General features: G+C 37.1%; 13 protein-coding genes. 3 read left to right on the top strand and 10 right to left on the bottom strand.

Going from position 1 to position 18,039, the window contains the following annotated elements; genetic code table 11:
• Nucleotides 1–6 precede the first annotated feature (6 nt).
• Both AC5JMK_RS17635 and AC5JMK_RS17630 read left to right on the top strand, forming a co-directional pair.
• Nucleotides 7–429: a TetR-like C-terminal domain-containing protein gene (locus AC5JMK_RS17635; protein ID WP_495910708.1), complete on the top strand. Its 423-nt coding sequence runs from the start codon at nucleotides 7–9 to the stop codon at nucleotides 427–429.
• Nucleotides 430–595: 166 nt separating this feature from the next.
• Entirely contained in the window at nucleotides 596–1,648 is a 1,053-nt protein-coding gene (locus tag AC5JMK_RS17630; protein WP_495910693.1) for a molecular chaperone DnaJ, read from the top strand.
• A 220-nt stretch (nucleotides 1,649–1,868) separates the two neighbouring features.
• Here the strand turns inward: AC5JMK_RS17630 and AC5JMK_RS17625 are convergent, their stop codons facing one another.
• The 4 genes from AC5JMK_RS17625 to AC5JMK_RS17610 all read right to left on the bottom strand — a co-directional run bounded on the left by AC5JMK_RS17625 (nucleotide 1,869) and on the right by AC5JMK_RS17610 (nucleotide 5,463).
• Complete coding sequence (locus AC5JMK_RS17625) at nucleotides 1,869–3,203, bottom strand: 2Fe-2S iron-sulfur cluster-binding protein (RefSeq protein WP_495910692.1); 1,335 nt, start codon at nucleotides 3,201–3,203, stop codon at nucleotides 1,869–1,871.
• Between the two features lie 129 nt (nucleotides 3,204–3,332).
• Nucleotides 3,333–4,046: an NADPH-dependent FMN reductase gene (locus AC5JMK_RS17620; RefSeq protein WP_096674238.1), complete on the bottom strand. Its 714-nt coding sequence runs from the start codon at nucleotides 4,044–4,046 to the stop codon at nucleotides 3,333–3,335.
• A 60-nt stretch (nucleotides 4,047–4,106) separates the two neighbouring features.
• Entirely contained in the window at nucleotides 4,107–4,904 is a 798-nt protein-coding gene (locus tag AC5JMK_RS17615) for an SDR family NAD(P)-dependent oxidoreductase (protein ID WP_096674240.1), read from the bottom strand.
• Nucleotides 4,905–4,959: 55 nt separating this feature from the next.
• Complete coding sequence (locus AC5JMK_RS17610) at nucleotides 4,960–5,463, bottom strand: DM13 domain-containing protein (protein WP_495910691.1); 504 nt, start codon at nucleotides 5,461–5,463, stop codon at nucleotides 4,960–4,962.
• Nucleotides 5,464–5,812: 349 nt separating this feature from the next.
• Here AC5JMK_RS17610 and AC5JMK_RS17605 point away from each other — a divergent pair, with 349 nt between their 5' ends.
• Nucleotides 5,813–7,093: an ATP-binding protein gene (locus AC5JMK_RS17605; RefSeq protein ID WP_495910690.1), complete on the top strand. Its 1,281-nt coding sequence runs from the start codon at nucleotides 5,813–5,815 to the stop codon at nucleotides 7,091–7,093.
• Here the strand turns inward: AC5JMK_RS17605 and AC5JMK_RS17600 are convergent.
• The 6 genes from AC5JMK_RS17600 to AC5JMK_RS17575 all read right to left on the bottom strand — a co-directional run bounded on the left by AC5JMK_RS17600 (nucleotide 7,064) and on the right by AC5JMK_RS17575 (nucleotide 18,032).
• Entirely contained in the window at nucleotides 7,064–8,779 is a 1,716-nt protein-coding gene (locus AC5JMK_RS17600) for a hypothetical protein (RefSeq protein WP_495910689.1), read from the bottom strand. The genes AC5JMK_RS17605 and AC5JMK_RS17600 overlap by 30 nt on opposite strands.
• 106 nt (nucleotides 8,780–8,885) lie before the next feature.
• Nucleotides 8,886–10,799 carry an ABC transporter permease subunit gene (locus tag AC5JMK_RS17595; protein WP_096674249.1) on the bottom strand — a complete coding sequence of 638 codons (1,914 nt, stop codon included), beginning with the start codon at nucleotides 10,797–10,799 and terminating at the stop codon, nucleotides 8,886–8,888.
• Nucleotides 10,800–10,865: 66 nt separating this feature from the next.
• Nucleotides 10,866–11,816: an ABC transporter ATP-binding protein gene (locus tag AC5JMK_RS17590; RefSeq protein ID WP_096674251.1), complete on the bottom strand. Its 951-nt coding sequence runs from the start codon at nucleotides 11,814–11,816 to the stop codon at nucleotides 10,866–10,868.
• 415 nt (nucleotides 11,817–12,231) lie between these two features.
• Nucleotides 12,232–12,894, bottom strand: coding sequence for an OmpA family protein (locus AC5JMK_RS17585; protein WP_096674253.1), 663 nt, complete (start codon nucleotides 12,892–12,894; stop codon nucleotides 12,232–12,234).
• An 18-nt stretch (nucleotides 12,895–12,912) separates the two neighbouring features.
• Nucleotides 12,913–14,559 (bottom strand): hypothetical protein, encoded by a 1,647-nt coding sequence (locus AC5JMK_RS17580; RefSeq protein ID WP_495910688.1) that lies wholly within the window; start codon nucleotides 14,557–14,559, stop codon nucleotides 12,913–12,915.
• A gap of 218 nt (nucleotides 14,560–14,777) precedes the next feature.
• Nucleotides 14,778–18,032: a tubulin-like doman-containing protein gene (locus AC5JMK_RS17575; RefSeq protein WP_495910687.1), complete on the bottom strand. Its 3,255-nt coding sequence runs from the start codon at nucleotides 18,030–18,032 to the stop codon at nucleotides 14,778–14,780.
• Nucleotides 18,033–18,039: the final 7 nt, after the last annotated feature.

Below are 18,039 nucleotides of genomic sequence, written 5' to 3'. Positions count from 1 at the left end.
ACTACAATCTACCGACGCTACCGCTCTAAAGAAGAACTAGTTGCAGATGCAATTGAAAGTATTCGTGAAGAGATAGAAATTCCAGATACAGGAACACTTTGGGGTGATTTGGACTCCATCATTGAAAATGCTGTGCAAACAACCCTGACGCCTATTAGTCGGCAAATTTTAGCTATGATTATCAGTGCTGCTTCTAGCAATCCAAACTTTGCTCAAGTCTACTGGCAAAAATACTTACAACCACGACGAGCAGATTTTCATATTGTAATTGAGCGCGCTAAAGCCAGACAAGAAATTCAAACTGATATAGATAGCGATTTAGTTTTTGATATTATTAGCGGCATCATGCTTTATGTAATGGTATTCACACCTACAAATGAACCAATCTCAGCCTATATCCGTCGTGCTATTGGCTTGATTCTGAAATAAAAATAAAAAAATTCAAGATTGTACTTCTCAGGAATTACATAGTGTCATAAAGTAGTAAGGTAGAAAAACAAGTTTAGTAATTATGAATTATAAAGTATGAATTTATAACTATGAAATATAAATTTAATGACCGTAGTCTTTAACTTGAATTTAACCTATTTATTTTATGGCTAGACGTACCTCCTCCCCATCTCCTGTTACTAGCACAACTACACTAGCTCTTTCATCGCTCCATATTCGTATAGAAGCGCTAGAGAAAGAACATCAATGGCTGCTCAAACAGATCAAGAGGAAACAAAAAGAACTGAATAATTTTGTTGAGCAAATGCGCTCATTTGCCACAGATATCTTTCATAGAGGAACTCCCAGCTTTAAAAAACTTGCAGCACTAGACGAAGAAATCCATAGTTTATTTGATGAAATATTTGCCACGAGAAAGTTCGGTAAACAGACTAAGAAAAATATTGAAGGAATTTACCGAAATCTTCAGATGATGGGAATCATCAGTCCAAGACGCGATCGCGATGATTCAGACACAGAACTAGATGAACTGTTTGAAACAGATGAACAAGAAAATGAATTTTTTGGTTCTTCTCAAAATAGCGGCGAACAGCATCAACAAGAGTCAGAATTTATTCCTCAAAGTAAATCTGATGAATCGAGAAAAATTAGAAACACATTTTTGAGATTAGCTGAAATATTTCATCCTGATAAGGTCACTGATGATGAGACGCAGATGCGTCATACAGAAATCATGAAGGAAATTAATAAAGCTTATCAAGAGGGTGATTTAGCTAGACTTTTAGAGATTGAACAACAACATGAAGCGGGAGAATCTGTCGATAGCAACAATGAAGATGATTTAACCCGCAAATGCAATCGCTTAGAGCAGGAAACAGAATTCCTCAAAACACAATATGACACTATTAAAAGAGAACTGCGTTTAGTCAAAAATACCCCAGAAGGAATGATAGTTGCTGATTGTCGCAAAGTCGCTAAAGAAGGAATTGATCCGATAGACCAGATGTTAGAACAAGTTGAATCTGAAATTGAGGTTATTGCTAATATTCGCAATTTTGTGAAGGATTTTCGAGAACAGAAAATTACAATTAAAGAGTTTCTTTGCGGTCCACCACTGATGAAACAAATGAACCAGGAAGTGATGGAAGATTTGCTTGAGCAGATGTTAGAAGATTTAGGTGTAAAAATAGTTTTTTAACAGTTGTCAAGATAACTAATAACTGATTAGCGATCGCTTGTACTTGCTCCAAAAATCTCGCATTTCATTGTGGTACCATATCTTAGCAAACAGAAAAAACTTATCTTGACTTATAAAAAAATCTCTAGTTGCAATTATGCGATCGCTCTTTAACTTACCTAGATTTGACAGCGAGTGATGAAAGCATTAGGGTTAGGGGTATTCAAGCTTTGAACAAGCGCTAAATATCCAGCACTACCCTAGAACTTCCCGGTTGAGAAATACAAATCAACACCGAACCCTCATCAATTGCAGCCGTTGGTTCTTCCTGATAAGCAACCTCACCTGCGTTTATTTTACACATACAAGTACCGCAAATACCCGCACGACAACTGAACGGAGGATTAATATCATTCGCTTCGGCAAATTCTAAAATACTGCCATCTCTCTGGTTCCAGATTAGGGTTTGACCCGATTTTGCAAAGACAATCTCAGCTTCTTGCACTCCCTCCACTCCCTCACCTATAGTTGCAGGAGCAGATTGACTACCGGATACAACTTGCATAGGTTTACCAAAAGACTCAAAGAAAACTCTACTCTCAGGTACTCCCAATTCCTTCAATCCTTGCATAATCGACTGCATAAAAGATGGAGAACCACACAGAAAATACTCAGCTTCTTGTTGTACTAACTCTTTAATTAAAGCAGCATCAACATAACCAACGCTGTGATAATGTCCCTCATCTTCAGCAGTAGGACGGCTGTAGCGAAAATGCACATTTAGGTTAGGATTTTGTTGAGCTAACTCACTCACTTCATTACGAAAAGCATGGAATCTGCCATCTCTAGTACCATGCACAAACCAAATTGGGCGATTAGGGTTCAGACGAGTTACGGCTTTTGCCATACTCATCATCGGAGTAATCCCCACACCATTACTAATTAGTACCGCAGCAATGGACTTTTGCACATCCAAAACAAATTTGCCGTTTGGCGGTTTAGCTGGAATTAGCGAACCTTCGTGAATGCGATCGTGCATAAAATTAGAGGCTGTACCAGGCGGTACATCTAACCCTTTCGGAGCAGGTTCACGTTTAATCGAGAGACGATAATATGTACAAAGCTCAGGATAATCAGAAAGAGAATAAGTACGAATTACAGGTTTGTCCTGTTCGGGAATATCCAGTTTGATAGTCAAAAATTGACCTGGTTGAAAATTAGGAATTTCGCTTTTGTCTTCTGGTTGCAAGTAAAAAGAGGTAATTTCTTCGCTTTCTTTAATCTTGCGAACAACCACAAAATTTCGCCAATCTTTCCAGATATTACTATTGGATATGCTCTCTGTCGATACAGATGTTTTCTTACTTGCCTTACTTGTCAAAACTAAGCCAAAAATAGCACCACAACCTGTTCCTAATAGTGAAGAATAAACACCAACTTGACCAGCAGATTTATCTTTAGGATTGATTAATCCAATAGCCACACCAGAAACTATGGTGACTACTGAAAATGTAATACTTGCAGTCGCAAAACTTCTAAGAATAGGATTCTGAATTCGTCGAATATTTTCTAACATTCCCTGTTTCCCGTTCATCTATTAACACTAGCTAGGGATATTTATCCCTAGCCCCCCAGCTTCCATCAAGGATTCGAGATATGATAACGTAAGGTGTTCATAGTAATACTTAAAACTCCATTTCACCTTTTATTCTTCTAAACTGGTTTCCACCTTGCCAGTCTGGGAATTATTACTAATATTCAGGACGGTATCCATTGCATCTGCACCCATGCGAGCAGCAATTTCCGGACAGGGTTTGCTAGCATGGAGATTAACTTGAGTCTTGTCTTTCTTCTCTAGGTTGACTTCTCGTCGCCCATACCTGAGTACTGTTGACATCCAAACTAACTCGTTCATGAATCGTTCCAGGCGGCGAATATAGGTTGCTTTGTCAATCAAATCGCCAGACTCATCAAACAAATTTTGGACGTTGGCAAAGTTAAGGTCATAGAAAATCGTCATTAGCCCTAATTCACGCATCACAGGTAGTAAGTTTTGGATCACCCGTGTACCACCAAAAGGTCCTGCGGAAACGCCACACAGTCCAACGGCTTTATGAATGTATTCTTTCAAGCATGTATCAAGTACGTGTTTGAGCAAACCCGGATAACCATGATTGTACTCTGGTGCAACGATAATTAATCCATCTGCCCGCTCAACTATGGCGGAGAACTGAGGGTCTTTAATGGATTCACCCGCGTCATTAGTAGTAATTGGAATATTGCGAATATCAATCAGTTGAGTATCTACGTCATCTCGTACCGCAATCTGTTCGACAATAAATTTGGCAACATATTCACTTTGGCGACCTTGACGGGGAGTACCCAAAATGACAGGAATAAACAGAGGGGCGTTTGTCATAATAGCTCTGTTGTTAATAGTTGTTAGTGCGTAGCTAAAAGTTCATTTTTCATCCTTCATCTACTGTTCTTTATAGTTCCAAAGTAGCCCACCATCTACAAAGAAAGTGCTGCCAGTGATATAGTCAGCATCAGATGAAGCTAGGAATGCAACTAGAGAGGCTACATCCTGCGGTTGACCAAGACGATTAAGAGGAATGTTATTTAACAGCGCACCCAATTTTTCTGGATCATTCAATAGTTTAGTATTAATTGGAGTTTCAATCGCTCCTGGGGCGACATTATTAATCGTAATACCCAAAGCACCCAACTCAACAGCTAAGTTACGGGTGAGCATTTTCATTCCGCCTTTGCTAACACAGTAAGCTGTGAAATTGGGAAATGGTAATTCTTCATGCACCGAACTAATATTGATAATTTTTCCAGGACGCTTGGTGGTCATCAAGTGTTGAACAAAGGCTTGAGTAGCAAAAAACACACCTTTTAAGTTGACATTCATCACAGCATCATAATTTGCTTCTGTGATTTCCCAAAATGGTGCGTGTTTTTCAATCCCGGCATTATTCACTAGAATATCCAGCTTACCAAAATGGTCAATGCTATCTGCAATTAATTGGCGCACCTCCGACACGCTACCTAAGTCTGCCTGAATTGTGTAACCGTGAGAGTTAGGACACTGAGCCATATAGCATTTACCACCAATCGCCTGTACTTTTGCTAAGGTTTCTTCTGCTCCTTCCGGGTGAGAGCGATAATTAATCACAACATCCGCTCCTTCTTGAGCAAGACGCAGAACTATTCCCTGTCCAATTCCCTGACTACTACCAGTAACTAAAGCGACTTTACCTTCTAACTTCATAAATTTTCTCCTTCTAATCCTTATAAGTTGTAATTAATTCTTGAGTGTTGATTATTTAGCTATTGCTCAATTTGGCAGCGCCGAAGGTAGCATTGAACTTGCGACACCAGATAACAGCAGATTTGTATTCTGCTAAATTGATATTGTCAGGAATGGCATAAGTTTGAGCGCCGCTAAATTTTTGTAAGCGACCAAGAATTACGTAATCTCCCTTTTTTAAGGAATATGATGGTGGCTTGGTTGAACCAATGACGTTATCAGAACGATGCAAAATTACAACTAAGTCTGGTCCCGAATTGGAAGTTTTAAATGACTGCTCAAGCTCTAGGAAGGATTTACCGTTTTTTGTAATAATCCTAGCTGTGCCTTGAGTGGTGTGTTCTCCAGAGACAAAATTCCCAGATTTTGTAACTGTTGAAACTTGAGATTTTGCTAGCTTAATTACAGGCTGTGTTTGAGTATTCACAGCAATAAAAGTTTCAGCAGACTGAACTTCTCTCGCACAAATAACTATTGCTAGAGATGCTATACTTGGCAATAATAAATATTTCAAACTCATGAAAAAAACCTCACTACAACATCAATTGATTTTGAAAATTATGTTCTGAGCTTTAAATTTATTGTTGCTTGAAGAATTCGTCTACAGATGATAATTAGCTAAAAATTCCCATCTAGAAAACTTATATTTGATTTAGAAAAGTTTTATGACTTTCTCAGCTAATTTTAACGTTGCAGTTCGTGATGTATAAAATTTTGTATTAGAGTGTAAATTTTTTGAGAATTTACGTATACAGATAACAGAGATAACTAGTAAAATTTTTGTACCAAAGCGCCTAAAACTGCGAACACGCAAAACCTATCAGTTTCTTTTTAAACTCAATTTTGCGCTCACCACGAAATTGTTATCCATGAACAAAGCCAATGAAGATGAAATGTTGTTGCAAAATCAACCGTGGGAACGTGAGCGGCAGATAATAGTACGTTTGTCCTCTTTGAACTATCGCACTGGTGAACTAGGTAGCTATTTGCACAACATTGCTTGTGGAGTCAGCGAACTGATTGGAGTTGATTGGACAGTTGTTACTTTTTGCCAAGAGGGTTTTGAAACTATTCTCGCGAGTAGTCTGGAAATGGCCGAAGATGCTCCTCGTGTTTATGCACTACATGGTCGGTTAATTGCTACAGTTATTCAAATTGGTAGCACATTAGCTGTTGAAGATGCTGTGGCTAATCCAGAGTACGGTAAACCTGCACCAGGTTATCGAGCATATTTAGGGATACCATTGCAAACTTCTGAAGGTCAAGTATTTGGTACTGTTTGCTCTTTTCATCGACAATCACGAAAGTTTACTCCACAAGAAGTCCAAATTGTGGAACTGTTTGCAGAAAGAGCAGCCACAGCGATCGACCATTATCATCTTTACCAGCAGCAGTGCCAATTTAACCATATTTTGGAAGTTGAGGTAGAAAAACGCACAGCAGAACTACGAGCAGCGCAAGCCAAGCTTGTAGAACAAGAAAGATTAGCAGCTATTGGCGAATTTGCTGCGGTGATTGTGCATGAAATTCGCAATCCCTTAACTACAATGATCATGGGATTGAAGTATTTCAAAAAAACGATTTTGGCTGAACCTGCTCAAGAGCGATTATCGTTAGCACTAGGCGAAGCTAGCCGTTTAGAAAACCTGCTGAGTGAAATTTTGCTTTATGCCAAACCCCAAGTTTTGCACCTGTGTGAATTGGATGTGAATGAATTCATTCGTGAGTTATTGATATCAATATGCGAAATGCCAGAAGCGCGATCGCGACACATCGAATTTATCCCGGTGTCATCAACAGTCAAAATTTTGGGTGACAAGGATAAGTTAAAACAAGTGTTTATTAATATTGTCCGTAATGCCTGTGAGGCAGTCTCAGCAGGAGATGTAGTTAAATGGAAAGTAGACAGTTCGTCTTTAGATAACGTCTCTATTAATGTCTGGAATGGTGGTGAGCCAATTCCTCCAGAAGTTCTTTGCAAGCTAACCCAGCCGTTCTTTTCTACAAAAGCTTGTGGTACTGGGTTGGGGCTTGCTATTACCAAACGTATTGTCAATGCTCATGGTGGGAAATTATCTATTGAATCTGACATAGCGACAGGTACTATAGTGAGTGTTCAATTACCTGCGGTTACTTTGGGGAGCAAATAACACCTTCGTTGCAGATTCTCCTACTTTTTGCAATTGTTGTCGCAACTGTAATATCACTAATCCTGAGATCATTACTTGCACAAAAATTACAAATAACACTCCGAGAGAATATAATGACTCTCTGTCGGGTGTATACAAAGCAAGAAGCGGTGCTGCTACTGAGAATAACCCAATGAAATTGCTATTGCCAGGATAACTAGACCAAGACATAAGCATTATGAATACTGGCAAAACAATGACAGCACCAAGACTACCAACAGCCCAAAATATCCGATGTCGAGTTTTTTTAAGTAACATAAGTTGGGCTAATGCTGCATAAAGCATAGCTAAACTACCAGCCAAAATGAGAGCATAAATAGCACTAATTTTGGTTTGAGAATAATTGTTAGCCAGAAGAATTAATGAACTAAGGAAAGTTATAGCAATACTTGCATTTAATGCGATCGCTACCAAAGAAGGGCTATTTTCTCCCCAAATAAAATCTTTGATTACGTAGCTATTTCCCAGACTTTTCTGCTCAGCAAGGTGACGGTAGCGCGCCCAGTCTTGTAAAGTTTGGCGATGAGGAGTTATAGCCGCAATTAAATACAAAAACAGCCAAAAATGTAAAAATAATAAGCAAGCTAGCTCGTCTTTCATTGCCGATGAATAATGAGCATTATCCCAAATAATTGATTGCCAATTCGCACAACCTAACGATGAAATCGTGAAGTAAAAAGTAAGTAAATAACTCTGTTGCTTACTCAGCATAGTAGCGTTAGGATTACGAAAACAACGCTGTAAAGCTTGCCAAGTAAAATATATTAGAGTAAATAAATTTACAATTGCTAAACCAGTAATTATGATGTCACTTTTTCCTAGAGGTAAAACAAACCAATTAAAATTAGTCCATTCATATCCAGAAGTAAAATCATTACTACCTGATAACTCAGGAATAAAGTAAAATGGGTTAAAAAATCTCAAGAAAACAAACGCAGAATTAATTGAGACAGAAACTAGTGACTGCTTAGTTAGTAGTAGAAAACCAAGAACAACTCCACTACCCAACCAAGCTTGAAGACTACCTAACCAAGAACCAACTAAGCCAAATAGCAACGCAGCGCTGTAATAGAAAAAACAAGTAGCTAAGACAACAGCATCAAAGCCTAAAATTGATCCCAAGGAAATATTCGCGGCTAATCCTGATAATAAATGTAGAGGAATTACCAAAGCGATCGCCAGATAAGGCAAAATTGGTACTCCTAACATTTTTCCCACTAAAATTTTTTGAGATTCTTGGGGACTCAGACGAATAAAATTCAGCGTTCCACGTCGTTCTTCATTAGCTAAATCATTAATGAGTAGATAAGTTCCTATCACCAAAAGACTAAAACAGGCAAAAATACTCAACCATGTAAATAAATCTAGCCACCACAACTGCCAATTGATGATTGTATCGCTAAATTCATCTGATAAACATCTCGGTAATCCATATAAGAGTTTGCCTGTACAGTATTTATTAGAATTATTGAGAAATCTATCTTGGGAAATTGGTAACTGAGATTTAAAAGCTATGAATAGCAAAAATTGACTACCGAAGGAAATGATCATTGTCAGTATGATGTTGCGTAGTAGCAAACGTCCTTTGAGTTCGCGCAACAATTGTGGATTCCAGTCTCCCAATCGATCTAGAAAATTATTTAGCATGGCGACACTCTTTAATTAAAGTGTATTTTGTTAAGTAAATTTTTTCTAGTTCGTAGTAAGCGCTTAAATCTTAAGGACTAAAGTCCTTACTACGAACTTCACAAAACTAGCTTTTTGTTAGCAAAGCTTTAGTAGCAGATTCTCCTGCTATTTTGATTTGACGTTTCAACTGTAAGTTTAACAATCCTAAAATACTCAACTCACTCAAAAGAGCAATAAAAACAGTTGTACTCGTCGTATATTCTAACCCCGCCCAAGGAAAACTCGAAAGCAACCATAACGTAGAATGTTTATCTGGATTCAGACTCAGCATTCCTAAAAACATGGGTGGTAAAAACATTACTGTAGCGACAGTTCCAATCGCCCAAACAGCACGTTTAGAAGTTTTCATCAATAGCATTATTTGCGCGATTGTGGCGTAGATAATCGCCATACAGATAAACAAAACTACACCTAAAATTGCTTTGAAGCGACCAACATCGTTCACTAACCAGTCTAAACTATTTTTATTATTCGCCTGCAAAGAAAGTGCAACTAAAATCCAAGTAACTAACGGAATAGTCACAATCACAAGATTAATTGCGATTGTGACTATTGCTGGACTTTTTTCATCCCAGATTAAATCTTGTAATAAAGAATTTTGCCAAAATCCTTTACGTTGAGAAAAATTCTGATATCGATACCTAGCCCAATCTTGAATTGCTTGCCGATGTGGTGAGAGAATCGCAATTAAACCAAACAGTAACAGCAGGTTAAAAAACACTATCACAGGGAAGTTTTGCGTTACTTGATAGTTTAAATCGTAATAAGCAGGAGCAGGGTTTCCATTGGAGTAGTAATGATGATAATTTTTGAGATACTGGAGAGTGAAGCCCCAAAGAATAAGTTGCAAATAAGCAACAAGTAAATAACTTTGACCCTTACTTAGCATTGCAGAATTTGGGTTACGAAAGCGGCGCTTTAATCCATACCATACCCAATAACTCCACAAAGCATAATTGACTAAATTTAAACCCAGTAAACCAAGAAGACTTTTTCCAACAGGTAGGTAGAAAAATTGTATTTGTTGGAGTAATTCCCAATTATATCTACGGAATAAATTGGGGAATAAATAAGCCGTCATATCAAAGGGACTGAACAGTCTTAACCAAGCAGCTGCATTATCCAAGTATGGTCCAGAAGATGCTAATTGCATCGTCACAAACAAGAAAATTAAAACTGCGCCACTACCCAACCAAGGCTGAAATCCACTGAATAAACGACTAATAAAGCCAAATAATAATGCAGTGCTATAGAAGAAAAAGCAACTAGCACCTAAAATGACATAAAAACTCAAAATGTGACTAAAGGCAATATTGGCAGCACGACCTGCTAATAAATGAAAAGGAATTGCGACTGCAACTGTCAGATAAATTAATATTGGAACTCCCAATATTTTACCAATCAAAATATTTGTTTCCGACTGGGGACTCAGACGCAGAAAATTTAATGTACCCCGATTTTCTTCTTGAGCTAAATTATTAATCAGTAAATAAGTACCTGCAACTAGCAGTGTGAAAATGAAAATGACAGTCAGTGATAGGAATATATATTCCCAATGATCTCGCCACCACTGTTGCATATTAATTTGTTCAAGAGGGCAGTACTTATTGTACAAAATGTTATTAATGTTTTTCTCTTGAGCCTTAAGTTGATCTATTTGTTGTGTTAAAGATTGAATTGCTGATGCATCATAATTTTTTGATTTGTTTAGCCAAGATAATTGTTGTTGCAGTTTGCTAATCTGTGGGTAAATATCATTTAGTTGTTGTTTATAAGCTTCTCCTAAGCGACAATAAGTACCAGACATTTGATATTTTCCGCCTGGTATTTCCCGCAACTGATATAGAAACAATATCAACTGACCAATTAAAGATGTAATACAGGCGATCGCCACAGGAAAAACTTTCAGACGACCTTTAATTTCCCGCAATAATTGCGGATTCCAGTCGCCTATTTTATCCATAAAATTGAGCAACATAGGTGAAAACTCCAAGGTTAGGGATCGGGGATCGGGGACAAGGGGGATGCGGATAATAACAATTGACTAAGATGCTTGTTTGTGACCAAGCTTGAGGAAAATAGTTTCTAGGTCTTCTTGGGTACAGTGAAATTCGCTAATTGGAATGTCAGCTTGGATCAGCGATCGCAACAAATTAGCACAGTCTTCCTGCTGACCAGAAAAATTCACCCGCACGCTATTTTTGGCACTTATGACTTCCCACTCTTCCACAAAAGAATTATTCTTAAGTTCTGCTAGCAGTTCCTCTTGCTTTGCTAAAGTTGAGATGACAATTTGCTGGCGCGCAAGACGTTGATAGAGTTGTTGTAGCGATGCACTTTCTACTAAATAACCAAGTTCCATGATTCCCACCGAAGTGCATAATTCTGCCAAATCGCTGAGAACATGGGAAGAAATTAAGATTGTCATTCCCGCTTCTTGCAAGACTTTGATGATTTCTCGAAACTGCATCCTTGCAATTGGATCGAGTCCTGAAACAGGTTCATCTAACAGCAGCAAAATTGGTTCATGAATGATGGTACGCGCTAAACTCAGGCGCTGTTTCATCCCCCGTGACAAAGTGGAAATTAAGCTATTGCGTTTATTCCCCAGCTGTATTAATTCTAAAACCTCATGTAGACGTTTTGTTCGGCGTGGTTCTCGCAAACGATACAAACGGGCAAAATAATCTAGGTAGTCCCAGACTGTTAGTTCTTCATACAGAGGATAGTCATCAGGTAAGTAACCAAGACGACGCTTAAGAGTCGGGTTACTTTGGTCACGTAACAAGCGATCGCCATTGATATAAATCTCACCCGTAGTCGGTTCTTCTGCTGCTGCTAACATCCGAATGAGAGTCGTTTTACCTGCACCGTTGGGGCCGATTAAGCCATACACCTCACCTGCATAAATCTCTAAATCAACATTATTAACGGCAACGTGCCTGTCAAATTGCTTAGTTAGTCCATTGGTGCGAATTGCTAATTCTTTTACCATAGCTGCTGAGTGCCGCTTGTTATTATCAAATAAGCTACTCTTTTCCTACAGCTTTTGTCACCTTCGTTTCGGAAATTGAAACTATCTTTAAAGAATCCTCAGTGATTCTTTACGGGTATCAACTGCCCTAAGTAGCAGCCAAGTCATCTTAGCTAGCTAAAAATAGGGCGAAACTTTTCGTCACTGCTAAGTTAATGGGAGCATCCCAAATGTTCAAAAAACGCCTGCGATTTCAATCGCAGTCTCATAGTTCAAGTCTGCTGAAGCAGACTGTTTGATTTTATGAAGTCGTCTGAAGACGACTTGCGCTATTAGCAAAGTTTAAACCCTTTGCTTTACGGTATTTTGAAAAAATTGGGATGCTCCCAAGTTAATTCCCGAACGCGAGTGCATCTCATGACGGAAATCCTTATCTTCAATTAACTTCCCGCACTTCACCCAAGCGAGTAAAGCGAATTTCAATACGTCGCCGTGTTGCTTCTGGTTGACGCACTCCCTTGGGAATAGGGGCAAATTCTCCATTTGGTAATATTAATTGTGCTGCTGAATAGGCACGAAATTTAATTCCTGACATGCGACCTTTTTGTTTTTGAATTTTCAAGAGTTCTTTAACTACTGCTAAAGAACGCATTAACCCTAAATCAGCATTAGATCCTGGTTTTAGGGTGACGACAGCACCTTTGTCACTAGCGAATGCTTCTAAATTATTGTCTAGATTACTTGCTATACCATTTCCAATAGATTGCTCATCAGTATGACCAATAATTTCTACAGTGTCTATCTTATACTTCCTTGTAGTGTTTTCAATACCAGGCACAATTTTATTATTAATATAATTCAGCATATCTGGAGGAATTGCCGCGCTACCAGGCTCAAATCTGTAATTTTCGTCTTTGATTAAAAAAATAGGTGGTGTACCTGTTTCTTTATTATTTGATATTTGTGAAATTGTATATTTAACATTAATTATTAACAGTAATAACAAAAGTATCAGGAAAGCATTAGACATTAAGTCAGTAAATGCTTGCCAAATATTGAGGTCTTCATGTTCATTAAAATGTCGCGATCGCTTAGACATAAACTTATTTTTTTTATTTTAAATTTTATTCAAGCCATCTAATGTATCTGGTGTTTTTTCTAAAACTTTTTCCAAATTTTGCCTCAATCTGTAAATTTCAAATTTAGTATCTTTGAGATTGTTGATGCATTCTTGTATACTTGTTGTAACTTCTACAGTCTGGTTATTTACACCTGCTATGAGACTGTTTCCTACTGTTTTATAACCTGCGTTATTGTCTTTAATTAACTGCACCATGTCTAAAGTAAGTGTGTCTAATTTGACACTCAATTGATTGGCGTATCCTTCTAAATTAGCAATTACAGTTTGAGTTTGTTTCTGGTTTGTACCTAGTTGTTGAGATAAATTAGAAATCAAGCGATCGCCTGTCATTTCTATTGCTGAATTTACTTGCTGAGTATAGGTTTTAACATTATCTATGAGTTGTTCTAAACTCTCTGCATCATTAGTAATTCTCTGTTCTAATTTATCCAATTTGTTAACAGCTTTTGAAAAACTCGCTCCTCCTTGTTTCAGTTGGGGAATAATCTCACTCAGAGATTGCTGATTATTTTGATGCAAATTTAACACTTGTACAGAAGTTGCATTAATCTCTTTAATTTCTGTGCCGAGATTAATTAATTCTTGACTATAACTCTGAACCTCTTTTACTACTGTAGCTATAGCTGTTGTTGCTTCGGCTAAACTAACGGTAGAATGAGAAAAATTTTCCTGTATTGTAGCTAAATCTGCTGTAGCTTCTGATAATTTTGCCGGAAACTGACTTTGATCAAAAGTATCAGCAGCTTGTTTAAATATATCTGCTTTTTGATTTAATTCTTCAATAGTGAACTTAAACTCATTCGCAGCAGCAGATATGGTTCCAGCAGATTGTGTAAAACTCTCATAAACTTGTTTAGCTAAATCAGCAACCTCTTTATTACTATCTGCTATTTGCTGTGTTACTTTTCCTAATGATGTTTCTACTGCTGTGCGAACTGTATTACCAAAATTAGCTAAAAATCTTTCCTGTTGGGACACCATTCTATTCACAATCTTATCAAGACGAGTGTCACCTTGGACTTGAGGTTGATAAATATTATCTAAATAATCTTCTAAGCAGCTAATTAAGCGGTATTTTAATAAATTTGTATTTCTAGATAAATTTATGACTGTTAGTAAAGCGCTAAAACATAACGCTATCAAACTGCTAACAAAGGCTATACTCATACCTTGGAGTGGTTTCTCTAATTCTGCAACCAAGGTAGTAACATTAGTAGCGTCAGTTTGATTAATGGTTTGACCAAGCGTATATAAATTAAATGTAATACCCACAAAAGTGCCAAACAAACCAAAAGCTAGTAATAAGTTTGGCAAAGTTCGACATAAATAATCAATTTGCTCGCAAGTAATGAAACGTATTTTTTCTCGACTATAAGCATCTTCAATTAATGCGGTAGTATTAACATGATCTAGATTTTTACTTGCATGTGCAAATCTTCTTTCTAAATCTTCGATAATTTTCGGTTGTTGTCCACGTTCTTGTCTATTAATTAATCTTCTAACTCGCTGTTCTAAAAAGGTCAGATGTTTATAAAGAGCAATTCGTAAAAATATAACAAACACAGAGGGTAAAATGACTAATATGAAAGATAAAATTATTAGGGTACTGGATATTGGTGGCATGAAATAACCTTGTTAGCTTGTAAGTAATAAACTGCAAATAACCAAAGACTTGTAGTGAGGACTAAAGTCCTTACTACGAACTTATTTCAATAGTTTTATGTTACTCAACATAGTTTGATGTATAATCACCGACTTACTTAAATATAAAGTTAATATTGACAGTTCAATAAACTGTATAAAGAAAAACAGGATAATCAGATGTTTTGACAGCTATGATATTACAATGGATATTTGTTAAATATTCTTTGCCGTTCTCTTTCGTACTCTTCTGTTGTTAAAAATCCTTCTTCTAAATCCTGCTTTAATTTTTCTAGTTCGGAACGCCTTTTGACTCTGTTATCGTTGAAATCTCCAGATGAATCAATAATTATCTCACCAGGTATAGCTTTCTGAGTTATTGTATTTGTAGGCGCAAAACTTCGCTGTGCAGTAGAGTTAAATCGCTCATCCATTTTTCTCCGAAAACGAATAATAATTCCTTCTTTTGCTGTAGGATCGCTGCTATAGGGTGTTCCTACAACTGTTGCTTTATAAGGGTAATTTGGACTGTCTTCTGGTAATTCATCAATTTGTTTGACGAACTCTCGCAACTTCGGTAAGTATTCGCTTTCCCAAAGTTCTGGCTGTTTTGCTATCCGAGAGATTTCATTATCCAAACGTTTATGTAACTCTGTACTTATGTCCTTGCGGTTAGAAAGTTCTTCTAATGCTTGACTCCATTCTGGACTCAAAGATGCAGTATTATAGATATCACGCAAGCTATCATAATATTGAAATTCTAATTCATGATTTTCCTGGTTTTCTTGTAATAAATCAAAAGCAAGAGCTGGATAAAAAACATCCTCTAATTCTTCGATAACTCTGACATCAGGGGGGACAATATCAGGGAAAGAAATTCGAGAATCATTATGGAGAAAAGAAGTGGGAGAATTAAGTTCGCGCAAGTAAGGATTTCTCATGTTCTCCAGATTGCTAATCAATCTCAGAGGAAAACCAGCGTACTCATTCACAATTAAAATTTCATCATCAGATTGGGTGGGTTTAAATTTGTCACCAGCAATTCCCAAATCTTTCCCCAATAAGATTTTAAATTGCTGTACTTCTAACTCATCTACATCTTTAAATCCTATAAGTTGACTACTTTTAGCAGGATCATCACGAAAGTAAGGATCACTTAAATTTAGACTCAGCAGTGGTTCAGCTTCCTGCATAATTTGTGCTAAACGAGTTGAACGCGCAGAAATTGAATAATTTTGCATGAACCGCTTAATTACAGAGTTAACGATATTGCTACAGCGAGGAGCAAATAATTTATCAACATTGACATCAATTTCTTTTTGAAGTTGGAGTGCTATTGCGCGATCGCGATCAACAAAACTTGCTAAACTCTGTCCTTTTCCAGTTAGTTCAGTAATTTCTGCACTTGCTAATACTAGTTGGCGACGAAAATCGTCTTTTGGTAACATAGTTTGATAACAAAGTTCAACATCTTCGCTATCAAAGATAGCTTCACCGCTCATCTCATCAAAATTTAGTTGTTTTAAATCTCTTTCTTGTTTCTCATAAATATTGTGCAAACTTTCTACTAAGCTATTAAACGCAGCAAGTAAGGTGATTCTTTCTTGAACGTGTTTTTCTAAATTAGTGACAACTTGCAAAGCTTCCTGAAGGACTGCAAAGTCAAAATTTTGTTTAATTAAATCGCAAACTTCTTTTACGACTCTTTTCGCTTCTACTTGGACTTGGTTATTTTTATTACTAATAAAGGGAATACTTGGTTTTTGCTCAATATCTTCTATTACTTGTTCTGCATTGCGCCATTTTCTCTCTACATCTTCAAGAGTCTTCCATCCATTAAACCTCATCATTTCTTCTTGGATATTCTGGAGATAATTACTCAATTCATATTGCAAAATATCTAGCCAATCACGACTACTTTTAATTGAAAAGTTAGGATCGCTAGGTGTGAGTAACTGAATAATGAAATCATCAATATTAGACTGTAGCTCCTTTGTAATATTTGGAGCAATTTGTAATAACCTTGTCAACCAAATTCCTCTACTACTCTCTGTTTCTCCTGGTTGAATTTTGCGAAATTGTTCACGAAATTCCCTTCCCAACTGCTGACGAACACTATCGCGGTCATCTCGATTTTGACAATTAGTAATTAGCTTTTCTAACTTAGTTCTCCATGCCGAGATTGCGTTAGTAAAACTTTTGTTCGATTCTTGCACTGACTCTGTAAGTCTAGTAACTATACCATCTTTTTTTGCTAAGTCACTGTGCCAGCGATATTGAAGAATAAATCTTTCTAGTAAAGTCACAGGGTCTGGACTTTGACCTTCACCAGTTAACCAGAATTTTACTAGTTGTAAACTCACATGAGTTAAAGCAATTTGCACAATAGTATCGCGAGGAAAATAAATTGCTGATAATCCAAAAGTTAAATAGCGCTGACCATTAGGACGAGGATGCTTGTCCCACTGAATTAAATGCTGCAAAAAATTATCTCGATTTCCTTTAACTATCGGTGCTAATTCACCAGAAAAATCTAAAGCTATTTTGTGAGCAATGACATTGCACAACTTACCTTGAGTTAAAATTTGATATTCACCCCCAGTTTGATGAGAAACTAAATAAGCATAGTCAAAGGCTGGACGACGTTCTTGAACAAAAACTAGATTTTGAATGTCATAACAAGCTTCAAATTTTGTACTGGGGATACTATAATAATTTAGTTCTTTAAGAGCAGCATAAGTATTGGCACTCATGCTAGGAGTATTGCCGTATAATTGTGGACTAATTATTAAATAGCCGACAATCTGTACATTTTGATTTACATAAAGATGTCTGAGACTATAAGCAACATCTAAAAACATACCGCTCCCTGTACCACCGCACAGAGAACCTACAACAAAAATATTTAGTCCCGGTTCAATTTTTAAACCAGTTTTTAGTAATATTGGCTCATGTCCCCTAGTCCGTCTTTCTGCTGTTTCAATTGCTGTAGTAATTTTTTGATAATTATGAAAAAATGCTAATCTGCCTACTGGTCTAATACCTTTAGCACCTTCTTCTACAGCTTTGATATTTCTAATTAACTGTTGGGGAAACCACATTCCAATGTGGTCATAGGGACCATGACGAGTATACTCAGAGCGCCGTTCTAGTCCTTGCACAAACATAGTAACTTCGCTAGTAGACATAGTGGCGCTGACTTTTTCTGCTTCTGTAAAGCTGAGGTCAACACCATGATAAATACTTCCTGTACGAATACCAGTTACTTGAGTTGCTGCTTTATCAGTATCGATGTGAACAAAACTGACAATTGGTAAGTTATTTAAATCTCCATATCTGTCTACGATTAACCGTCGAATTCGCATCAATACATCACGTCCAGTACCACCTAAACCGATACATACTGTTCGGTTAATTCCCCGATATTGAAGTTCATTACCAGTGATATTAATCATAGAATTT

Source organism: Pelatocladus sp. (genome assembly GCF_059505505.1).
This window is presented reverse-complemented; position numbering and strand designations above follow the sequence as displayed.

Bases quoted from the DNA above. Each gene is read 5' to 3' on its own strand.
- AC5JMK_RS17585 (WP_096674253.1), bottom strand. From the start codon at position 12,894: ATGTCTAAGCGATCGCGACATTTTAATGAACATGAAGACCTCAATATT.
- AC5JMK_RS17610 (WP_495910691.1), bottom strand. From the start codon at position 5,463: ATGAGTTTGAAATATTTATTATTGCCAAGTATAGCATCTCTAGCAATA.
- AC5JMK_RS17615 (WP_096674240.1), bottom strand. From the start codon at position 4,904: ATGAAGTTAGAAGGTAAAGTCGCTTTAGTTACTGGTAGTAGTCAGGGA.
- AC5JMK_RS17630 (WP_495910693.1), top strand. From the start codon at position 596: ATGGCTAGACGTACCTCCTCCCCATCTCCTGTTACTAGCACAACTACA.
- AC5JMK_RS17620 (WP_096674238.1), bottom strand. From the start codon at position 4,046: ATGACAAACGCCCCTCTGTTTATTCCTGTCATTTTGGGTACTCCCCGT.
- AC5JMK_RS17600 (WP_495910689.1), bottom strand. From the start codon at position 8,779: ATGCTAAATAATTTTCTAGATCGATTGGGAGACTGGAATCCACAATTG.
- AC5JMK_RS17590 (WP_096674251.1), bottom strand. From the start codon at position 11,816: ATGGTAAAAGAATTAGCAATTCGCACCAATGGACTAACTAAGCAATTT.
- AC5JMK_RS17580 (WP_495910688.1), bottom strand. From the start codon at position 14,559: ATGCCACCAATATCCAGTACCCTAATAATTTTATCTTTCATATTAGTC.
- AC5JMK_RS17625 (WP_495910692.1), bottom strand. From the start codon at position 3,203: ATGTTAGAAAATATTCGACGAATTCAGAATCCTATTCTTAGAAGTTTT.
- AC5JMK_RS17605 (WP_495910690.1), top strand. From the start codon at position 5,813: ATGAACAAAGCCAATGAAGATGAAATGTTGTTGCAAAATCAACCGTGG.
- AC5JMK_RS17595 (WP_096674249.1), bottom strand. From the start codon at position 10,799: ATGTTGCTCAATTTTATGGATAAAATAGGCGACTGGAATCCGCAATTA.
- AC5JMK_RS17575 (WP_495910687.1), bottom strand. From the start codon at position 18,032: ATGATTAATATCACTGGTAATGAACTTCAATATCGGGGAATTAACCGA.